The sequence below is a fragment of the Arenimonas sp. genome (assembly GCF_044353605.1).
Taxonomy (GTDB): Bacteria; Pseudomonadota; Gammaproteobacteria; order Xanthomonadales; family Xanthomonadaceae; genus Arenimonas.
This window is the reverse complement of the sequence record NZ_JBILBO010000007.1, coordinates 1-16,983: the sequence shown is the minus strand read 5'-3', so window position 1 is coordinate 16,983 and position 16,983 is coordinate 1. Positions and strand designations below refer to the sequence as shown.

The window sequence follows — 16,983 nt, the reverse complement described above, 5'->3', positions numbered from 1 at the left end:
GGATTCCGTGCAAAAAAAAGCCTCTGCCGGCTTGCACCGGCAAAGGCAGTGTACAACAGGTTTCGGGCTTAGAACTTGTAGCTGAAGCCAATCAGGGTGGTACGGCCGTACTCGAAGTACTGCACCGGACGGGAACCCGGATCACCGCCATCGGAGGTGGTGAACGGTTCGTCACCGATGTTGCTCATCTGCAGGAACAGGGTCAGGTTCTCGAAAGCACCTTCGCCGAAGCTGTAGTTGATCTGGGCATCCTGCACGGTTTCGGCATTGATGTTGATGTAGGTCAGGTCGGCGCCGAAGCCGCGGGTTTCAGCACGGAACCCCGAACGGTGACGTTGGCTGAACCGGATTGAGAAGCCGTGGTTTTCGTAGTAGGCGGTCACGTTGGACACATACTTCGAAAGGCCCGGCAGGGGTTCGGAGCTGTTCGGACCGTTCGGGCTGATTTCGCTCTTGGTGTCGGAGTAGCTGGCCTGGATGCCGAAGCCTTCCAGCGGCGCCCACAGCACATCAAGCGGAACCGACACGGCCAATTCAAGTCCCTTCAGGGTGCCGCCCTCGCCGTTGGCGGGCGCGCTCAGGATGCCGTTGGTGCTGCTCGGATAATTGACGCCGACGGTCTGACCCGGGCCCGGAGGCGGCAGCGGATAGCCGGCGTAATCCCACAGAATCGGCTGATTGTAGATGTAGGACAACAGATCTTTGTAGAAGTACGCAGCACTGACGTAGCCTTTGTTACCGGCATCGGTGGTGAAGTATTTTTCATACGATAGATCGAAGGCATTGGCCAACCAAGGCTTCAGTTTTGGGTTGCCGCCACCGCCGGACCAGACCGGCCCGGTGAGGGTGTTGCAGCTGGTCTGACAGATGCCGATATCGAGGCTGGCACGCATGTCGTCCATACGCGGACGGGCCATCTGGCGGGCTGCGGCGAAACGGACATACTGATCGGCAGGCAGACCCAGACTGAGGTTCAGGCTCGGCAGGAAATCACTGTAGCTGTCGCCGTTGGTGGCCAATTCGCCGGTTGGGGCGCCGTTGATGATGGTGATGGCGGTCGAGCTCTGGTCAACACTGACGTACTGGAAGCCGACGTTGCCGCGCAGACTCATGTTGTCGCCGATATCGGTGTCGATGTTGGCCTGCACGAAGAAGGTCTGCACCTGCTCGTTGACTTCCCAGTTCTTACGGGTGATGTCCTTGTCGTCCTTGCGGACCAGATTGTAGAAACCGGAGTTCAGCAGAGCGCTGGCGTCGAAGATGGCCAGACCGTCAATGCCGCCGAAGCTGAAGCTGCCGGTCGTGCCCGGGAACGGTGCAGTATCTTTCACGCCGCCCGGATAAGTGCAGTCCTTGATGCAGAGTTTGTACTCATCCGCGCTCTTCTGCTTGGTACGATCGGCGTAGTTGTAACCGAATTCGACGCTGCTCAGGAAGCCTTCATCGAAGGTGCGGGTGGCATCCAAACGGAAGGCCTGGATATCATCCTTGATCTGGAAAGCCTTGTAGTAACCGTCCTGGCCCCAGTTGCCGGCATCGATCAGCTGCAGATTGTTCGGATCGTTCAAATCGGTGCCGAAAGTCAGATTGTTGTAAAGACCGCTGGAATCCAGCGAAAGATCGAGGGTGGTGGTGCCATTGCCTTTCAGGCCGGCATAGGTTTCCAGCACATCGAAATTGCGGGTCGCACTCGACACCGAGAAATCGGCGGCAACCGACCAGTTGTCATTGATTTTGAATTTGTTGTTCCAGCCGAGCGAGAACAGGGTGTCCTCAATCGGGTTGCTGTCCATGCGCAGCACCGGCTTCACATTGGTCCAGGAGCTCTCGGTGATGGTGCCATTGCTGTTGACGGTGTAACCCGGCTGCAGCACGCCCTGACCCCAGGCGGTGCCGAATTCCAGACCAGTCTTGACTTCGGTCTTATCGAACGTGGAGTAGAACAGATCCAGGGTAGTTTCGTAGAATTCGGTCGGCTTGAACTGCACGGTCGCCATCAGGCCATCGCGTTTCAGGTTGTTGTCGAATTTGTAGATTTTACCGCCGCCCATGACTTTGGTGCCGTTCGGACCATCGGCATAACCCCAAGCTTCATTCTGGTAACCCGGGCTCGGGCTGTCGAGATGGGCATAGCCGATCGCGATACCGAGGGTGTTGTCCATGAACTGGTCGATATAGGAGAAGCTGTAGCGGCCGCCGTTTTCGGTCTGGCCAGCGACTTTGTTCTGATCAAAGCGGTAGTTCAAGGCCACGACCTGCTCACCGAAGCTCAAGGGCTTGACGGTCTGCAGATCGACGGTGCCGGACAGACCCTGACCGACCAAGGAGGCATCCGGGGTTTTATACACGGTCACGGCACTGAGCAGCTCGGACGGGTATTGATCGAACTCGACGCCGCGGTTATCGCCGAGGCTGACCTGTTCGCGGCCGTTGAGGGTGGTGCCGGCGAAATCACCTGCGAAACCGCGGATGTTGATTTGGGTCGCGCGGCCACGCTCGCGTTGAGCGGTCAGGCCGGGCAAACGCGCAATCGATTCGGCAATCGAGGAATCCGGCAACTTGCCGATGTCTTCGGCCGAGATCGATTCAACGATACCCGTTGCAGTCTGTTTGGTGTCGATGGCGTCTTCGATACCGCGGCGGATGCCTTTGACGGTCACCTTGTCGATGGTTTCGGCATCGGCCGCTTTCTTGGCGGCTTCTGCTTTTTCAGCATCGGTCGCATCCTGGGCATTCGCGGTTCCCACCAACAGCATGGTGGCCGACATCAATGCAACGCTGAGCATGTTGCGCTTAAGTACCATTATCCCTCTCCATATAACAGCTAATGTGGTTGAATGTGTTGCGGCAATCGTTACGGTAAACGCCGGACGGCATACCCGCTTTTTATTAACGAACGGTTAAAATGATTGCAGACTTTATAAAGTATTAACACTAAATACATACGTATTCATTGCATATTCAGCTTCGCTAGCCCGCCGTTGCATGCCATTCTTTCCTATCTAACTATTTGAATCATTAGCGGAATTCTTCATGAAGCGAGTTTCTTTGCGCACGAAAATCGTCGCTCTTGTCCTGTCGGCCAACCTCAGCAATGTGAATGCGCAGACTTCCGGCGAATTGCATGTTCCCTCGCCGGATTGGCGCGAGCAAATCATCTACTTCGTCATGCTGGACCGCTTCAATGACGGCGACACCTCAAACAATAATCAGGGCGTGGGCGAATATGATCCCGGACGGAACAGCCACTATTCCGGCGGCGACTTGCCCGGGCTCACCAATAAAGTCAATTACATCAAGAACTTGGGGGCCACGGCCGTCTGGATAACCCCGCCGGTGGCGAACCAGTGGTGGAGCCCAACGGCGCGATACGGCGGTTACCACGGCTACTGGGCCGAGAATCTGATGGCGGTGGACAGCCACTACGGCCAGCTGAGCGATATGCAGAACCTGAGCCGCCGACTGCACGGCGAGGGCATGTATCTGGTCCAGGATATCGTGGTCAACCACATGGGCAATTTCTTCGCGTACGACCCCAAACAGTGGAATGCGCAGAATCCGGCCTTGGGCTACCGCCGTGAACCGGCCACCGCGCAGGGGCAAACGCCCTCTCAGGCGCCATTCAACCGCAACGATGCCCGCGACCCGGACCAGGCGCGTGATGCCATTTACCACTGGACGCCGGATATCCGCGATTTCACCGATCCGGCGCAGGAACACGACTGGCAGATGGCCGGACTGGACGATATCAATACCGAGAATCCGCAGGTGCGCGAAGCGCTGCGCCGCAGCTATGGTCATTGGATCCGCGAAGCCGGCGTGGATGCGTTCCGGGTCGATACCGCGTTTTACGTACCGCCGGAGTACTTCCGCGATTTCCTGCATGCCGACGACCCGGTGCAGCCGGGCATCCTGCGCGTGGCCGAAGCCACCGGACGCAACAACTTCCATGTGTTCGGCGAAGGCTTCGGCATCGACAAACCCTTTGAAGAGACACAGAGCCGGAAGATCGAATCCTTCGTACGCACCGCCCATGGCCAGCCACTGATGCCGGCGATGATCAACTTTCCGCTGTATGGCACCGGTATCGACATTTTCGCCAAAGGCCATCCGACCCGGGAAATGCGCCACCGCATCGAGACCATGATGCGCGTGCATGAAAGCCCGCACCTGATGCCCAGCTTCGTTGACAACCATGACGTTGACCGCTTTCTGGCCAATGGCAGCGCATCGGCATTGCAGCAGAACCTGCTGCTGATCATGACCCTGCCCGGTATTCCGGTCATCTATTACGGCACCGAACAGGGCTTCACCGAGCAGCGCGGCGCCATGTTCAAGGCCGGCTTCGGCTCAGGCGGCAAAGACCGCTTCGATGAAAGCGCGCTGCTGTACCGGACATTGCAGACGATGACGGCTTTGCGCAAATCAAACCCGGTGTTCACCCACGGCAATCCGACAGTGCTCAAAGACAACGCCACCGGGGCCGGGGTATTCGCCTACCGCATGCGCCATGGCGATGCCGATGCGCTGGTGCTGTTCAACACCGCGGACAGCCCGCATGTGCTCGACAATCTCGATACCGGCCGGCCGAATGCACACCGCTGGCGGACCGCATTTTCACTGACCTCATTCCCGGCAATGCTCAGTGCGGACGCCAATGGCCGGGTATCCATCGTACTGCCGCCCCGTGCCGGTATCGTCCTGCTGCCCGAAACCGGCGCGTCGGTAACGGCGAAGCAGCCGGCCACCTTGCAGATTGATGCCCTGCCCGCAACGGTTTATGGCGACTCCTTGGATGTGCGTGGCCGCAACAGCAACACCGAACCGTTCCGTCTGGCATTGAACGGGGACCTGGCCGAGGCGGTGACGGTGATACCCTCGGCCGATGGCCGCTGGCAGGCGAAGCTGCCGATTGCCGCACTCGCCGAATCCCGCGAACCGCATCAGGTTCTGGCCTGGCAGGACAGCACGGCCAGTGCCTCCGCGCCGCACTCTTTCATCGTGCAGCGAAATTGGCAGGCCTTGCTGGAACGGACCGATCCGCGCGGTGACGACCACGGACGCCGCGGCAATCTGCGCTACCCCAGCGATACCAGCTGGGGTGAACACCATCAGGGCGATATCGAAAATGTCAGCGTTCAGCGTGCAGGAAGCACCCTGCGCATCGTACTGCGGCTGCGCGGCATGACTCAGTTCTGGAATCCGCCAAACGGCTTCGATCATGTCGCGGTCACCGTGTTCCTGCAAATCCCAGGGCGTGATGGCGGAAGTGCACTGATGCCGCAGCAGAATGGCCACCTGCCTGACGGCATGCGTTGGCACTACCGACTACGCACCCACGGCTGGTCAAATGCCTGGTTCGGTGCCGAAGGCGCAACGGTGGATAATGAGGGCACAGTGCTCAGCCCGGGCGCGCAGATGGTCGCCGATGCGCAAGCGCGCACACTGAGCTTTACCATCCCGGCCAAAGCGCTGGGCAATCCCGCCTCACTATCCGGCATCAAACTGTATCTGAACACCTGGGATTACGATGGCGGCTACCGCGCCCTGTCACCCGAAGGCAGTGGCATGGTCTTCGGTGGCGACCGCGCCGACGGCATCAAGGTGCTGGATGAAACCGAGGTGATGGTGCTTCCTTGATCAGGCCATTGCACCGGTAAAAAAGCCATTGAAGGTGAGGCGTCCGGTCAGCGGATCGTCGGTGAGCGCCTCGGGCCGGCCGATGTCGCCGCTGTGGAACTTCATGCCCGGATAGACAATCATCCGGTTCCGACGCGCGGGAACGGTGAGGACTTTATCGAAATAGGCATTCGAATCGGTCATGTAGCCGCGCGCGATGCCATATTGCCGGAAAAACGGCTCGGCCTCCGTGCGGTTGGAATCCACGAGTAGCCGAGTCAGGTTCGCATCATCCACCAGCGGCCGGAAAAAATGGGTCCCACCGAGCGACGGGTCGTCGAAAAGATAGAGCACCGAAGCCAGGGGAAGCATGCCGGGCTTGGCCTGAAGACGATCGCGATGGCAAAGCGATTGCGCCGGCGTCAATTGCTCCGGTGCCAGCGTCACCATGGACAAGCGGGTGTACCCGTCGACGATGCGGGCAATGCCGAAATGACGACGTAGCCAGGGCGATACCGTGCCCAGCAGCGCCGCCGTGACCGTATCGGGCAGCCTCAGCTCGCGTCCGGGATAGGCGTTGTGCTTCGGCGGTTCGAATTGTTCTCCGAACTCGGCGGCACGGCTTCGCCAACGATCGGGCTCCAACAGGATGTCATCGAAAACCAGACACACCCCGCCGCCGGGAATCGGCAATACCTGCGGAACGATATCGGGACGGAACATCGCTCAGTCCGGCGGAAACAGGAATTGCAGGGGAATATCCAGACGTGCCGCCCAGGCCTGCTCGCTGTGCTCGGCGCCTTCGAAGCGGCGTGTCTGCCAGCCGGCGTCGGTATACCCGCGTTCGCGCATGACGGCGTCGGCCCGCGCCTGCAGCGTCGGATACAGGGCATCGAGGGTGCCGGTGCCGTAGTCGAAGTACATCCGATGCCTTGCCGGATCCGGCAACGCCGTGCGCATGTAGTCGAAGAACACCTGCGGAATGGGATTGTTGTCCACCGTGAAGATTCCGGGCCAGTGCGTGGAAACACATGCGGCCGCACCGAACACCTGCGGATATTCGGAAATGGCGTACATGGAAATCAGACCGCCCATGCTGGATCCCATTACGGCGGTGTGCTCGGGACCCGTGGCGACGCTGAAATGGCTGTCGATATAGGGTTTGAGTTCTTCCACCACAAACTTCAGATAAGCATCGGAGTCCACGCTGCCATCGAACAAAACCTGCTGCGGATTGCGGTTCATGCCGAGCAGTTGGCCGCGGAAATCTTCCGGCAAGGCCTCAAACGGCTTTTGCGGGAAATACTCGACATGGCGGCGCTTGCCGCCATTGTGGATGCCGACGATGAGGAAGGGCCGGGTTTTGCCTTCGGCCATCAGCCTGGCGGCGGTTTCATCGGCCCGCCATTCCTGCTTGTTCCAGGTGATTCCGGCATCGAACAGCATCTGGCCGTCCTGCATGTACAGCACGGCATATTTCTTTTTGTCGGAATAGCCCGGCGGCAGCCAGACATCGACATCGCGTGCCGGAACGTTTTTGGAAGGAAACGCGGCCAAGCGCTGGATGCCGCCGGTGGAGGCCACGGGCACCGGCGAAGCGGCCGCTTCGGCGCCGGCGTGGCCTGTCGCAGCCAACAATAGCGCGGACAGGGCATAGGCCGCGACTTTCAGGATGGTCATGGTGATGGCTCCTTGGAATGCACAGGGTACGCCCAACACCGGAAGTCCGGCAACATCCGTTTCCAGGTCGGCGGGATAAATGCAGGGCAATGACAAAGCCGCGGATTTCACGGCGGACCCAACATCGGCAGCCGAGGGCAATGCTAAGATGGTAGCGTTTTTCAACCGAACAACGGAACACATCATGAGCCACCCCGGCATCCGGAAAGTCATCATCGTCGGCGGCGGCACCGCCGGCTGGATGGCCGCCTCCTTCCTCTCCCAGGCCCTGAACGGCAAATTCGCCATCGAACTGATCGAGTCCGACGACATCGGCACGGTCGGCGTCGGCGAAGCCACCATTCCGCCGATCATCAATTTCAATTCGGCACTGGGCATCGATGAAACCGATTTCATCAAGGCCACCCAGGCCAGCTTCAAGCTCGGCATCGAGTTCCGCAACTGGGGCGGTCTGGGCGAACGTTATATCCACGGCTTCGGCGGTATGGGCCAGAGCACCGGCATGATCGACTTCCACCATTACTGGCTGAAGATGCATCAGGCCGGCAAGGCCGACCGCATCGAGGACTATTCGCTGAACCTGCTGGCCTGCGAACACAACAAGTTCCTGCGTGCCCAGCACGACATTCCGAATTCGCCGCTGAAAGACCTCGGGCACGCGTTCCACTTCGATGCCGGCCTGTACGCCAAATTCCTGCGCGGCTATGCCGAAAACAAAGGCGTGATGCGCACCGAAGGCAAAATCGCTTCGGTCCAGCAGCATCCGGAAACCGGATTCATCACCTCGGTCACGCTCGAAAGCGGCTCCGTGCACGCCGGCGATCTGTTCATCGACTGCTCGGGATGGCGCGGCCTGCTGATCGAGGAAACCCTGAAAACCGGCTACGACGACTGGAGCCACTGGCTGCCGATGAACCGTGCCCTGGCCGTGCCCTGCGAGTCGGTATCGCCGCTGACGCCCTACACGCGCTCGACCGCGCACGGTGCCGGCTGGCAGTGGCGGATTCCGCTGCAGCACCGCACCGGCAACGGCCACGTGTACTGCAGCGAATACATCAGTGACGATGAAGCGGCCTCGGTGCTGCTGGCCAACCTCGACGGCAAAGCCCTGGGCAGCCCGCGCCCGCTACGCTTCGTGACCGGCAAGCGCAAGAAGTTCTGGAACAAGAACGTGGTCGCCATCGGCCTTTCGTCCGGCTTCATGGAACCCTTGGAGTCGACCTCCATCCATCTGATCCAGAAGGGCATTTCGCGCCTGGTATCGTTCTTTCCGGATACCGGCTTCAACCAGGTCAATATCGATGAATTCAACCGCCAGGCCACGGTCGAATTCGAGCAGATCCGCGATTTCATCATCCTGCACTACAAAGCCACCAAGCGCGATGACACCCCATTCTGGAACTACGTACGCAACATGCCGATACCGGACAGCCTCCAGCAGAAGATGGACATGTTCCGCAGCAACGGCCGCATCTACCGCCTCAACAACGAGCTGTTCACCGAAGTCAGCTGGTTCCAGGTCATGTTCGGCCAGGGCATCACGCCGCAGAGCTACCACCCGCTGGTCGATGCCAAATCGGAAGAGCTGATCGAGAAGATGATCAAGAACGTGAAAGAGGTGATGCACGGCGTGGTCGAGCTGATGCCGACGCACGAGGAGTTCATCGCCAAGCACTGCAAAGCCCCACCAATGCCGATGTGATGTCGCGAATTGCCCGATGACGCCTTTTGAACTTTCCGTGATGTTCTTCCTGCAGATGGCATTCATTCTTGCCGTCTGCCGGGCGACCGCTTGGGCGTTCATGAAAATCGGGCAGTCGCGGGTGGTCAGCGAAATGATCGCCGGCGTGCTGATGGGTCCCTCGCTGATGGGCTGGATGTTTCCGGAATTCTCGGCCTATCTGTTTCCGGCCGAATCCAAGGCCATCCTGTTCTCGGTCGCGCAGCTCGGATTGGTGCTGTACATGTTCCTCATCGGCGTCGAGTTCGATGTGGACCTCATTCGCAAACGCGTGCGCAGCGCGGCCAGCATTTCCATCGCCGGTATTGTGGCGCCATTTTTATTGGGCGGCACGCTGGCCTATTTCATCGCCGACGATCCGCAATTATTCGCCGAAAAAACCACCAGCTTGGAAGCCGTCTTGTTCATGGGCGCGGCCATGGCCATTACCGCCTTTCCGATGCTGGCCCGCATCATTTTCGAGCAGGGCCTGACCAAAACCTCGCTCGGCACCCTGGCTTTGGCGGCCGGAAGCATTGACGATATGGCCGCGTGGTGCGTGCTGGCCGTGGTGTTGGCCAGCTTTAATTCGGACTGGAGCATCGCTCTCATTGCCATCGGCGGCGGGATTTTCTTCGCTGTCGTGTGCTTGACCCTGGTCCGCCGGCTGTTGCAGCCGATGGGCGAACGCGTTGAGAAAAGCGGCGCAATCAGCCCGGACATGCTGGTGTTCACCTTGATGCTGGTGATGCTGGGCGCCTGGTTCACCGATTACATCCAGATCTACGCCGTGTTCGGCGCCTTCATCATGGGCGTGGCCATGCCGCGCGGCAAGTTCGCCACCGAACTGCATCGGACCATGTACCCCTTGACTGTGGCCCTGTTGTTGCCGGTGTTCTTCGTGTATTCCGGCCTCAACACCAAAATCGGTTTGGTGAACACGCCGGCGCTTTGGGCGCTTACCGCATTGGTACTGCTGGTGGCGATTGCCGGCAAGGGCGTGGCCTGCTATCTGGCGGCGCGCCTGAACGGCGAATCGCACAAAGAGTCGATGGCCATCGGCACGCTGATGAACGCGCGCGGGCTGATGGAGCTGATCATCCTCAACATCGGCCTGGAACGCGGCATCATCGAGCCGACGCTGTTCACCATCATGGTATTGATGGCGGTAATCACCACCTTGATGGCCACACCGATCTTCGAGCGCATCTACGGCAAGAAGGAATTGCGTACCACCTGATGCCGCCGCGATGGCGGGCGGCCGCAGAGGCCGCCCTGGAACCGGTTTATTTACCTTTCTTGACGGCTTTTTCGGCACGCTTTTCTTTCAGCGTTTTTTCCGGTTTCTTTTTGGTTTCTTTTTTCTGATTCATGCCTTTGGACATGGCGATCTCCTGAGTGGGTGGTAGGGATGATTGTGCCTTAAGCGTCGGGGTCAGGCCAGCAGCGAAATATCGCCGACCGCATTGAACTGATCGGTCAGCACCTGCAACAGGGCAAGGCGGTTGCCGCGCACATTGCGGTCATCGGCATTCACCATCACGCCCTCGAAGAACGCATCCACCGGCTTGCGCAGACCGGACAGAGCGCGCAGCACCCCGATGTAATCACGTGATTTCAGCATCGGCGCAATCGCATCTTCGACGGTTTGCAGGGCCTGCCACAGTTCCTGCTCGGCGGGCTCCTGCAACAATGCCGGATTCACCGACCCGGCGGCCTCTTCAGCGGATTTACGCAGAATGTTGGCGGCGCGTTTGTTGGCGGCGGCGAGCGCTTCGGCCTCGGGCATGCCGACGAACTCGGCAATCGCGGCCAGACGCTTGGCGAAATCCGGCAGCGATTCCAATGCGACGGCGTTGACGGCGTCGAAATGGCGCTCGCTGTAGCCTTTGTCCGCGAAATAACCGCGCAGGCGGTCGAGGATGAACTGCTGGATCTCCAGATAGCGGTCAACATGGTCATCGCCTTTCAGCACTTCCAGTTCCGTCAGCCATTTTTTCCAGAAGCCGGGCTTGTCTGAAACGACTTCGGCAGCGGTCTGCTGTTCGGCCGAGGTCATGCAGTATTCGTAGACATTCAGATAGGCCTTGCCCAACAGCTGATCCAAACGCAGATCGAAGCCACCTTCCAGCAGCGTGCGCGCCAGACCCAGCGCATTGCGGCGCAGGGCGAACGGATCCTTGTTGCCGGTCGGTTTCAGACCGGCGGCGAAACCACCGGCTAGGGTGTCCAGCCGTTCAGCCATGGCCAGCACCTGGCCCAGCTTGGAAGCAGCGATGGCGTCGCCGGCGAAACGCGGCTGGTAGGCTTCATCGATGGCATCGGCCACGGCCTCGGGTTCACCGGCGGCTTTGGCGTAGTAACGGCCGGCGATGCCCTGCAGTTCCGGAAATTCGCCGACCATGCGCGACTGCAGATCGGCCTTGGACAGTTCGGCAGCGCGTCGGGCCTGGGCGAAATTCAATCCGGCATCGCGGGCGATGCTTTCCGCCAAGGCCGCGATGCGTCCGGTCTTGTCGGCATAGCTGCCGAGCTTCTGCTGGTAGGTGACCGAAGCCAGGCCTTCAGCCATGGCGGTGATGCCCTGCTTGAGGTCTTCATCGTAAAAGAACGCGGCATCGGCGAAGCGCGGACGGATGACGCGCTCGTAACCCTGCTTGATCTGCGCCGGGTCTTTCGAATCGATGTTGGCGATGCCGATGAAGTATTCGGAAAGCGCGCCATCGGTTTCGCGCAGGGGGAAGAATTTCTGATTGGCCTGCATAGTCGACACCAGCGCTTCGTGCGGCACGCGCAGAAACGCCGGCTCGAACTGGCAGAGAATGGCGACCGGCCACTCGACCAGGCAATTCACTTCCGTTAGAAGCGCATCGGGAGTATCCGCCTGTTTGCCGACGCTCGCCACGGCGGTGGCGATTTGCGCGGAAATGCGCTGACGGCGTTCAGCCGGATCCACCAACACCTGTTTCCCGCGCAGGGTGTCCACATAGTTTTCCGGATGGGCGATATCGACCGCCTCCGGCGCGTGGAAGCGATGGCCACACGAGGCACGCCCGGCCTTCAGGCCCAGCACCGACATCGGCACCACGGCATTGCCGTACAAGGCCACCAGCCAATGCACCGGACGCACGAATTGGGTGTCGCGGCTGCCCCAACGCATCGGTTTCGGAATCGGCATGGCTTTCACCGCTTCGTTGACGATCTCCGGCAACAATTCGAGGGTCAAGCTGCCTGCGCGCGAACTCCGGGCGACGAAGCGCTCGCCTTTGGCATCGCTGATGCGGCCGAGCTGGTCGATGGATAGACCGTTTTTCTGCGCAAAGGCCTGCAAGGCCGGTGTCGGCTGGCCGGCGGCATCAAGTGCGATATTGGCGTAAGGGCCGAACACCTCCGAATGCTGTGCCGGCTGCTCGCTCTGCACGTCGTCGATACGTACCGCAAGACGGCGTGGCGAATACAGGGTGTGTACCTCGCCGATGCTCAGGCCGCGTTTGAGCAGACCGTCCGCGATGCCGTCGGCGAAGGCCTTGGCCAGCTCCGGCAGCGCTTTCGGCGGCAGCTCTTCGGTGCCGAGCTCGATCAACAGGGCTTGCGTGTTCATGCGGACACCGTTTTCAGATTCGGGAAGCCCAGCTTTTCGCGCTGGGCGTAATAGGCCTCGGCCACCGCGCGCGACAGGGTGCGCACGCGCAGGATGTAACGCTGGCGTTCGGTCACCGAAATAGCGCGGCGTGCGTCGAGCAGATTGAAACTGTGCGAGGCCTTGCAGACCTGTTCATAGGCCGGCAGCGGCAGACCGAGTTCGACCAGCTTCAGCGCTTCCTTCTCGCAGGCATCGAAACGGTGGAACAATTCGGCGACATCGGCATGTTCGAAATTGTAGGCACTCTGCTCGACTTCATTCTGATGGTAGACATCACCGTATTTGACCACGCCCTGCGGACCGGTGGTCCAGACCAGATCGTACACGTTGTCGACATTCTGCAGATACATGGCCAGACGTTCGAGACCATAGGTGATTTCACCGGTCACCGGCTTGCATTCGAGGCCGCCGGCCTGTTGGAAGTAAGTGAACTGGGTGACTTCCATGCCGTTGAGCCAGACTTCCCAGCCTAAACCCCAGGCGCCGAGCGTCGGTGACTCCCAGTTGTCTTCGACGAAACGCAGATCGTGTACCAGCGGATCGATGCCGAGCGCCTTCAGCGAATCCAGATACAGCTCGAGGATGTTGTCGGGGTTCGGCTTCAACACCACCTGATATTGGTAGTAGCGTTGCAAGCGGTTCGGATTGTCGCCGTAACGGCCGTCGGTCGGGCGCCGGCTCGGCTGCACATAGGCCGCGTTCCACGGCTCCGGGCCAAGCGCGCGCAGGAAGGTGGCCGGATGGAAGGTGCCGGCACCGACTTCGATGTCGAAGGGTTGGATCAGCACACAGCCCTGGGCGGCCCAGTACTGGTTCAGGCGCAGGATGATGTCTTGGAAACTCGGAGCCGACATGGCGGTTTCGCTCTTTTCGGTGAATGTGGCTATTATAAAGGCTGTTCGCCGCGGTCAGGCACTTACAGAGAGGTTTTATGGAAATCAGAAAGGCAAGCGTTTCCGATATGTTCGGCTGGCTTATCGGTAGCTTCAAATTGGTCGGCAAGCACTGGGGTACCTTCCTGCTGGCCGCGCTGGTCAGCCTGGCCGCCATCTTTCTGCTGGCTTTTGCTGCTGGTCTGGTCATTGGCCTGGGTGCGGCCGGTGCCGCCATGGGCGATGTCAACAGCATCGATTGGCAGAAAATCGCATTGATCTATGCCGCGATCCTGCTGGTGGCTCTGATTCTGGTGCCGCCGTTCATCGCCGGCTGGTTCGTACTCACCGGCAAATTGGCCGATGGCCAAACGGCCTCGGTCGGTGATCTGTTCTCCGGATACGGTGACGCTGCCCGCTGGAAGAAACTGATCGCCTTCGGCTTCATCGGCGCCGTACTGAACATCGCGGTGCAGGGTGGTTACATCCTGATCTGCATGGCCCTCGGGATCGGCAGTGACGACATCGGCCAGTTCATGACGGCCCAGCTGAGCAATGATCCGGAAGCCATGGCCGGATTGTCCGCCGGCTTCTGGATGGCTTATTGCGGCATCATCCTGATCGGCTCGGTACTGCAGACCGCGTTCATGCTCGGCTTCTGCCAAGCCGCGCTGACCGATGCCGGCGCCGTTGATGCGGTGAAGGACGGCTTTGCCGCGACGCTGAAGAATCTCGGCAGCCTGGTGCTGTTCATGCTATCGATGCTGTTGGTCGTGCTTGCAACGGTACTGGTCATCGGTCTACTCGCGGGGCTGCTCATCGCCGCCCTGAGCATGCTCAATAGCAACATCGCTCTGGCACTGGGTGTGGTGCTGTACCTCCTGTTGCTGCTGTTCATCTACCCGCTGATGTTCTCGTTCCAGTATCTGTTCTGGCGCGATGTCCTCGGCGGCGGCGGCAAATCTGCAGCCGTCAGCGATTCGGAAGTTTTGATCTAAGCGCCGCGGCGCGGATTTCGTCCCAGCGTCCGGCCGCAATGGCCGGGCGCGCGGCCAGCCAGGACACCCCCACGCTCGGGATGTTGGCTTCGGCCAGATACACCGGCAGCTCGGCTTCGGTAATGCCGCCGGTGCAGCAGAAGCGGGCCTCGGGAAACGGGCCGGCAAAGGCCTTGGCCAAGGCAATGCCGTTGATGGCGCTGGCCGGAAACAGTTTGAAATGGGTCAGTCCGGCATTCAGTCCGAGCATGAGCTCGGACGCCGTGGCGATGCCCGGCAACAGCGCCAGACCCAATTCGCGGGCACCCTCGAGCAGTTCCGTACTGATACCCGGCGACACCACCAGCTCCGCGCCAGCGTCCTTGACCTGTTGCAGATGATGGCGGTTCAAGGCAGTGCCGGCGGTCAGCTGCATGGCCGGAACCTGTTTGGCGATGGCTTCCATGGCCGCCAGCGCCTGCGGCGTACGCAGGGTGATTTCGATGGCGCTGATGCCGGCATCGAGCAGGGTTTCCGCCAAAGGTACGGCCTGCGCGGCGTCATCAATGACCACCACCGGAATCACCGGATTGCCGAAGAAACGCCGAATGGCCTCACTCATGGTTTTTCTCCGAACAAAATGCTGGCGCCGGTCCCGGTGCTTGAAACGTGATCGCGGAACAGCTGGAAGTATTCACGGCCAAGGCCATGCTGATGACCGGATTCGGTGCAGGCGACGGCCGGACGCTTGTCCAGCTCATCGCTGTCGACCAACAATTGCAGTTCGCCGGTCACGGCATCGATGCGGATCATATCGCCATCGCGTATTTTCGCAATCAGTCCACCGTCATCAGCGGAGGGGCTGAGGTGGATGGCGGCCGGCACCTTGCCCGACGCGCCGGACAGTCGGCCGTCGGTGACCAGCGCCACCTTGTGACCTTTGTCCTGCAGATTCGCCAGCAAGGGCATGAGTTGATGCAGCTCCGGCATGCCGTTGGCACGCGCGCCCTGGTAACGCACGACCGCCACCAGATCACCGGTCAGTTCACCGGCCTTATGGGCACGTGCCATCGCCGTCTGACTGTCGAACACCCGTGCCGGCGCGGTGACCGTCCACTTGGATTCATCGAGCGCGGAAATTTTAATGACCGCCTGACCGAGATTGCCGACCAGTTTGCACAGACCGCCCTGAGCCGAAAACGGATTGGCCGCCGGCCGCAGAATGCTGTCATCGCCGGATTGCGCCGGCGGATCCTGCCAGTGCAGATGACCGTGCGACAGCACCGGCTCCTGCGCGTAGGCACTGATCGGCTGGCCGATGACGCTGCGGGCATCGGCATGCAGCAATCCGGCCGACAGCAGTTCGCGGATGACGAAGGCCATGCCGCCGGCCGCGTGGAATTGATTGACGTCGGCGGCCCCGTTCGGATAGATGCGTGCCAGCAGCGGCGTGGCGGCGGATATTTCAGACAGATCGTCCAGCGTCATCACATAACCGACCGCACGGGCCATGGCCAGAATATGGATCATCAGGTTGGTGGAGCCGCCGGTAGCCATCAGGCCGACCACGCCGTTGACCAGCGAGCGCGCGTCGATGACTTCATGGAAGGGCAGATACGCCTCGCCGAGCGCGCTGTGGGCGGCGGCCGTTTGCACGGCATATTCGGTGAGGACCTCGCGAAGGCCGGTACTCGGCGGCACGAAGGCGCTGCCGGGAATGTGCAGACCCATCATTTCCATCAACAGCTGGTTCGAATTGGCGGTGCCGTAGAACGTGCAGGTGCCGGGCGCGTGATAGGAACCTGCTTCGACTGCCAACAGTTCCTCGCGCGAGGCCAGGCCATCAGCATAACGTTGGCGCACTTTCGCTTTCTCGGCATTGGCCACGCCCGATGGCATTGGTCCGGCCGGCACGAACACGATCGGCAGATGACCGAAGGCGGCGGCGCCCATGAACAGGCCGGGTACGATTTTGTCGCACACGCCAAGCATCAGGCCGGCATCGAAGGCATCGTGGCTGAACGCCACGGCGGTGGCCAGCGCGATCACATCACGGCTGAACAGGGACAGCTCCATGCCGGGTTGGCCTTGGGTGACACCGTCGCACATGGCCGGCACGCCACCGGCGACCTGCGCCGTGGCCTTGCACGCACGCGCCCAGTCACGGATCTTCGGCGGATAGCTTTCATAGGGTTGGTGCGCCGACAGCATGTCGTTGTAGGCGGTGACAATGCCGATGTTCGGATAGCCGCCGAAACCCAGCGCCGGTTTGTCATCGCCGCTGGCCGCCATCACGTGCGCGAGGTTAGAGCACGACAGGCGTCTGCGCGCCGGCGTGCTACGCTTCTGCGCCTGCATACGTGCGGTGTAATCGGCACGCAGTTCGCGGCTGCGCTGTTCGATGCGCGCGGTAACCTGCGCGATGACCGGATGGATGCTCATGCGGGACTCCAGAAAATGTCGACCGGACTA

General features: G+C 60.5%; 11 protein-coding genes. 4 read left to right on the top strand and 7 right to left on the bottom strand.

What is annotated here, in order from left to right; all coding sequences use genetic code 11:
* Positions 1 to 68: 68 nt before the first annotated feature.
* Positions 69 to 2,804, bottom strand: a complete 2,736-nt coding sequence (locus ACIQ1A_RS05815; protein WP_395770127.1) for a TonB-dependent receptor — start codon at positions 2,802 to 2,804, stop codon at positions 69 to 71.
* A gap of 229 nt (positions 2,805 to 3,033) precedes the next feature.
* Between ACIQ1A_RS05815 and ACIQ1A_RS05810 the strand changes: the two genes are divergently transcribed.
* Positions 3,034 to 5,640 carry an alpha-amylase family glycosyl hydrolase gene (locus ACIQ1A_RS05810; RefSeq protein ID WP_395770126.1) on the top strand — a complete coding sequence of 869 codons (2,607 nt, stop codon included), beginning with the start codon at positions 3,034 to 3,036 and terminating at the stop codon, positions 5,638 to 5,640.
* Here ACIQ1A_RS05810 and ACIQ1A_RS05805 read toward each other — a convergent pair whose 3' ends face one another.
* Together ACIQ1A_RS05805 and ACIQ1A_RS05800 are read right to left on the bottom strand one after the other, a co-directional pair.
* Positions 5,641 to 6,342 (bottom strand): DUF6445 family protein, encoded by a 702-nt coding sequence (locus ACIQ1A_RS05805; protein ID WP_395770125.1) that lies wholly within the window; start codon positions 6,340 to 6,342, stop codon positions 5,641 to 5,643.
* 3 nt (positions 6,343 to 6,345) lie between these two features.
* Entirely contained in the window at positions 6,346 to 7,299 is a 954-nt protein-coding gene (locus ACIQ1A_RS05800; RefSeq protein ID WP_395770124.1) for an alpha/beta hydrolase, read from the bottom strand.
* A gap of 184 nt (positions 7,300 to 7,483) precedes the next feature.
* Between ACIQ1A_RS05800 and ACIQ1A_RS05795 the strand changes: the two genes are divergently transcribed.
* Both ACIQ1A_RS05795 and ACIQ1A_RS05790 read left to right on the top strand, forming a co-directional pair.
* On the top strand, positions 7,484 to 9,001 hold the full coding sequence (locus ACIQ1A_RS05795) for a tryptophan halogenase family protein (protein ID WP_395770123.1): 1,518 nt from the start codon (positions 7,484 to 7,486) through the stop codon (positions 8,999 to 9,001).
* 16 nt (positions 9,002 to 9,017) lie between these two features.
* Positions 9,018 to 10,259, top strand: coding sequence for a cation:proton antiporter (locus tag ACIQ1A_RS05790; RefSeq protein ID WP_395770122.1), 1,242 nt, complete (start codon positions 9,018 to 9,020; stop codon positions 10,257 to 10,259).
* Between the two features lie 195 nt (positions 10,260 to 10,454).
* Here ACIQ1A_RS05790 and glyS read toward each other — a convergent pair whose 3' ends face one another.
* Together glyS and glyQ are read right to left on the bottom strand one after the other, a co-directional pair.
* Positions 10,455 to 12,620 carry a glycine--tRNA ligase subunit beta gene (gene glyS / locus ACIQ1A_RS05785; protein ID WP_395770121.1) on the bottom strand — a complete coding sequence of 722 codons (2,166 nt, stop codon included), beginning with the start codon at positions 12,618 to 12,620 and terminating at the stop codon, positions 10,455 to 10,457.
* On the bottom strand, positions 12,617 to 13,516 hold the full coding sequence (gene glyQ / locus ACIQ1A_RS05780; protein ID WP_395770120.1) for a glycine--tRNA ligase subunit alpha: 900 nt from the start codon (positions 13,514 to 13,516) through the stop codon (positions 12,617 to 12,619). The genes glyS and glyQ overlap by 4 nt, the downstream gene beginning before the upstream one ends.
* A 77-nt stretch (positions 13,517 to 13,593) precedes the next feature.
* Between glyQ and ACIQ1A_RS05775 the strand changes: the two genes are divergently transcribed.
* Positions 13,594 to 14,532, top strand: a complete 939-nt coding sequence (locus ACIQ1A_RS05775; protein WP_395770119.1) for a hypothetical protein — start codon at positions 13,594 to 13,596, stop codon at positions 14,530 to 14,532.
* Here ACIQ1A_RS05775 and eda read toward each other — a convergent pair.
* Positions 14,507 to 15,133, bottom strand: a complete 627-nt coding sequence (gene eda / locus ACIQ1A_RS05770; RefSeq protein ID WP_395770118.1) for a bifunctional 4-hydroxy-2-oxoglutarate aldolase/2-dehydro-3-deoxy-phosphogluconate aldolase — start codon at positions 15,131 to 15,133, stop codon at positions 14,507 to 14,509. The genes ACIQ1A_RS05775 and eda overlap by 26 nt on opposite strands.
* A complete protein-coding gene (edd, locus tag ACIQ1A_RS05765; RefSeq protein ID WP_395770117.1) occupies positions 15,130 to 16,953 on the bottom strand; it encodes a phosphogluconate dehydratase in 1,824 nt (607 codons plus the stop codon). Before edd ends, eda begins: the two co-directional genes overlap by 4 nt.
* Positions 16,954 to 16,983: the final 30 nt, after the last annotated feature.

Coding starts and splice junctions, on each gene's coding strand:
- ACIQ1A_RS05815 (WP_395770127.1), bottom strand. CDS start 2,804: ATGGTACTTAAGCGCAACATGCTCAGCGTTGCATTGATGTCGGCCACC.
- ACIQ1A_RS05810 (WP_395770126.1), top strand. CDS start 3,034: ATGAAGCGAGTTTCTTTGCGCACGAAAATCGTCGCTCTTGTCCTGTCG.
- ACIQ1A_RS05805 (WP_395770125.1), bottom strand. CDS start 6,342: ATGTTCCGTCCCGATATCGTTCCGCAGGTATTGCCGATTCCCGGCGGC.
- ACIQ1A_RS05800 (WP_395770124.1), bottom strand. CDS start 7,299: ATGACCATCCTGAAAGTCGCGGCCTATGCCCTGTCCGCGCTATTGTTG.
- ACIQ1A_RS05795 (WP_395770123.1), top strand. CDS start 7,484: ATGAGCCACCCCGGCATCCGGAAAGTCATCATCGTCGGCGGCGGCACC.
- ACIQ1A_RS05790 (WP_395770122.1), top strand. CDS start 9,018: ATGACGCCTTTTGAACTTTCCGTGATGTTCTTCCTGCAGATGGCATTC.
- glyS (WP_395770121.1), bottom strand. CDS start 12,620: ATGAACACGCAAGCCCTGTTGATCGAGCTCGGCACCGAAGAGCTGCCG.
- glyQ (WP_395770120.1), bottom strand. CDS start 13,516: ATGTCGGCTCCGAGTTTCCAAGACATCATCCTGCGCCTGAACCAGTAC.
- ACIQ1A_RS05775 (WP_395770119.1), top strand. CDS start 13,594: ATGGAAATCAGAAAGGCAAGCGTTTCCGATATGTTCGGCTGGCTTATC.
- eda (WP_395770118.1), bottom strand. CDS start 15,133: ATGAGTGAGGCCATTCGGCGTTTCTTCGGCAATCCGGTGATTCCGGTG.
- edd (WP_395770117.1), bottom strand. CDS start 16,953: ATGAGCATCCATCCGGTCATCGCGCAGGTTACCGCGCGCATCGAACAG.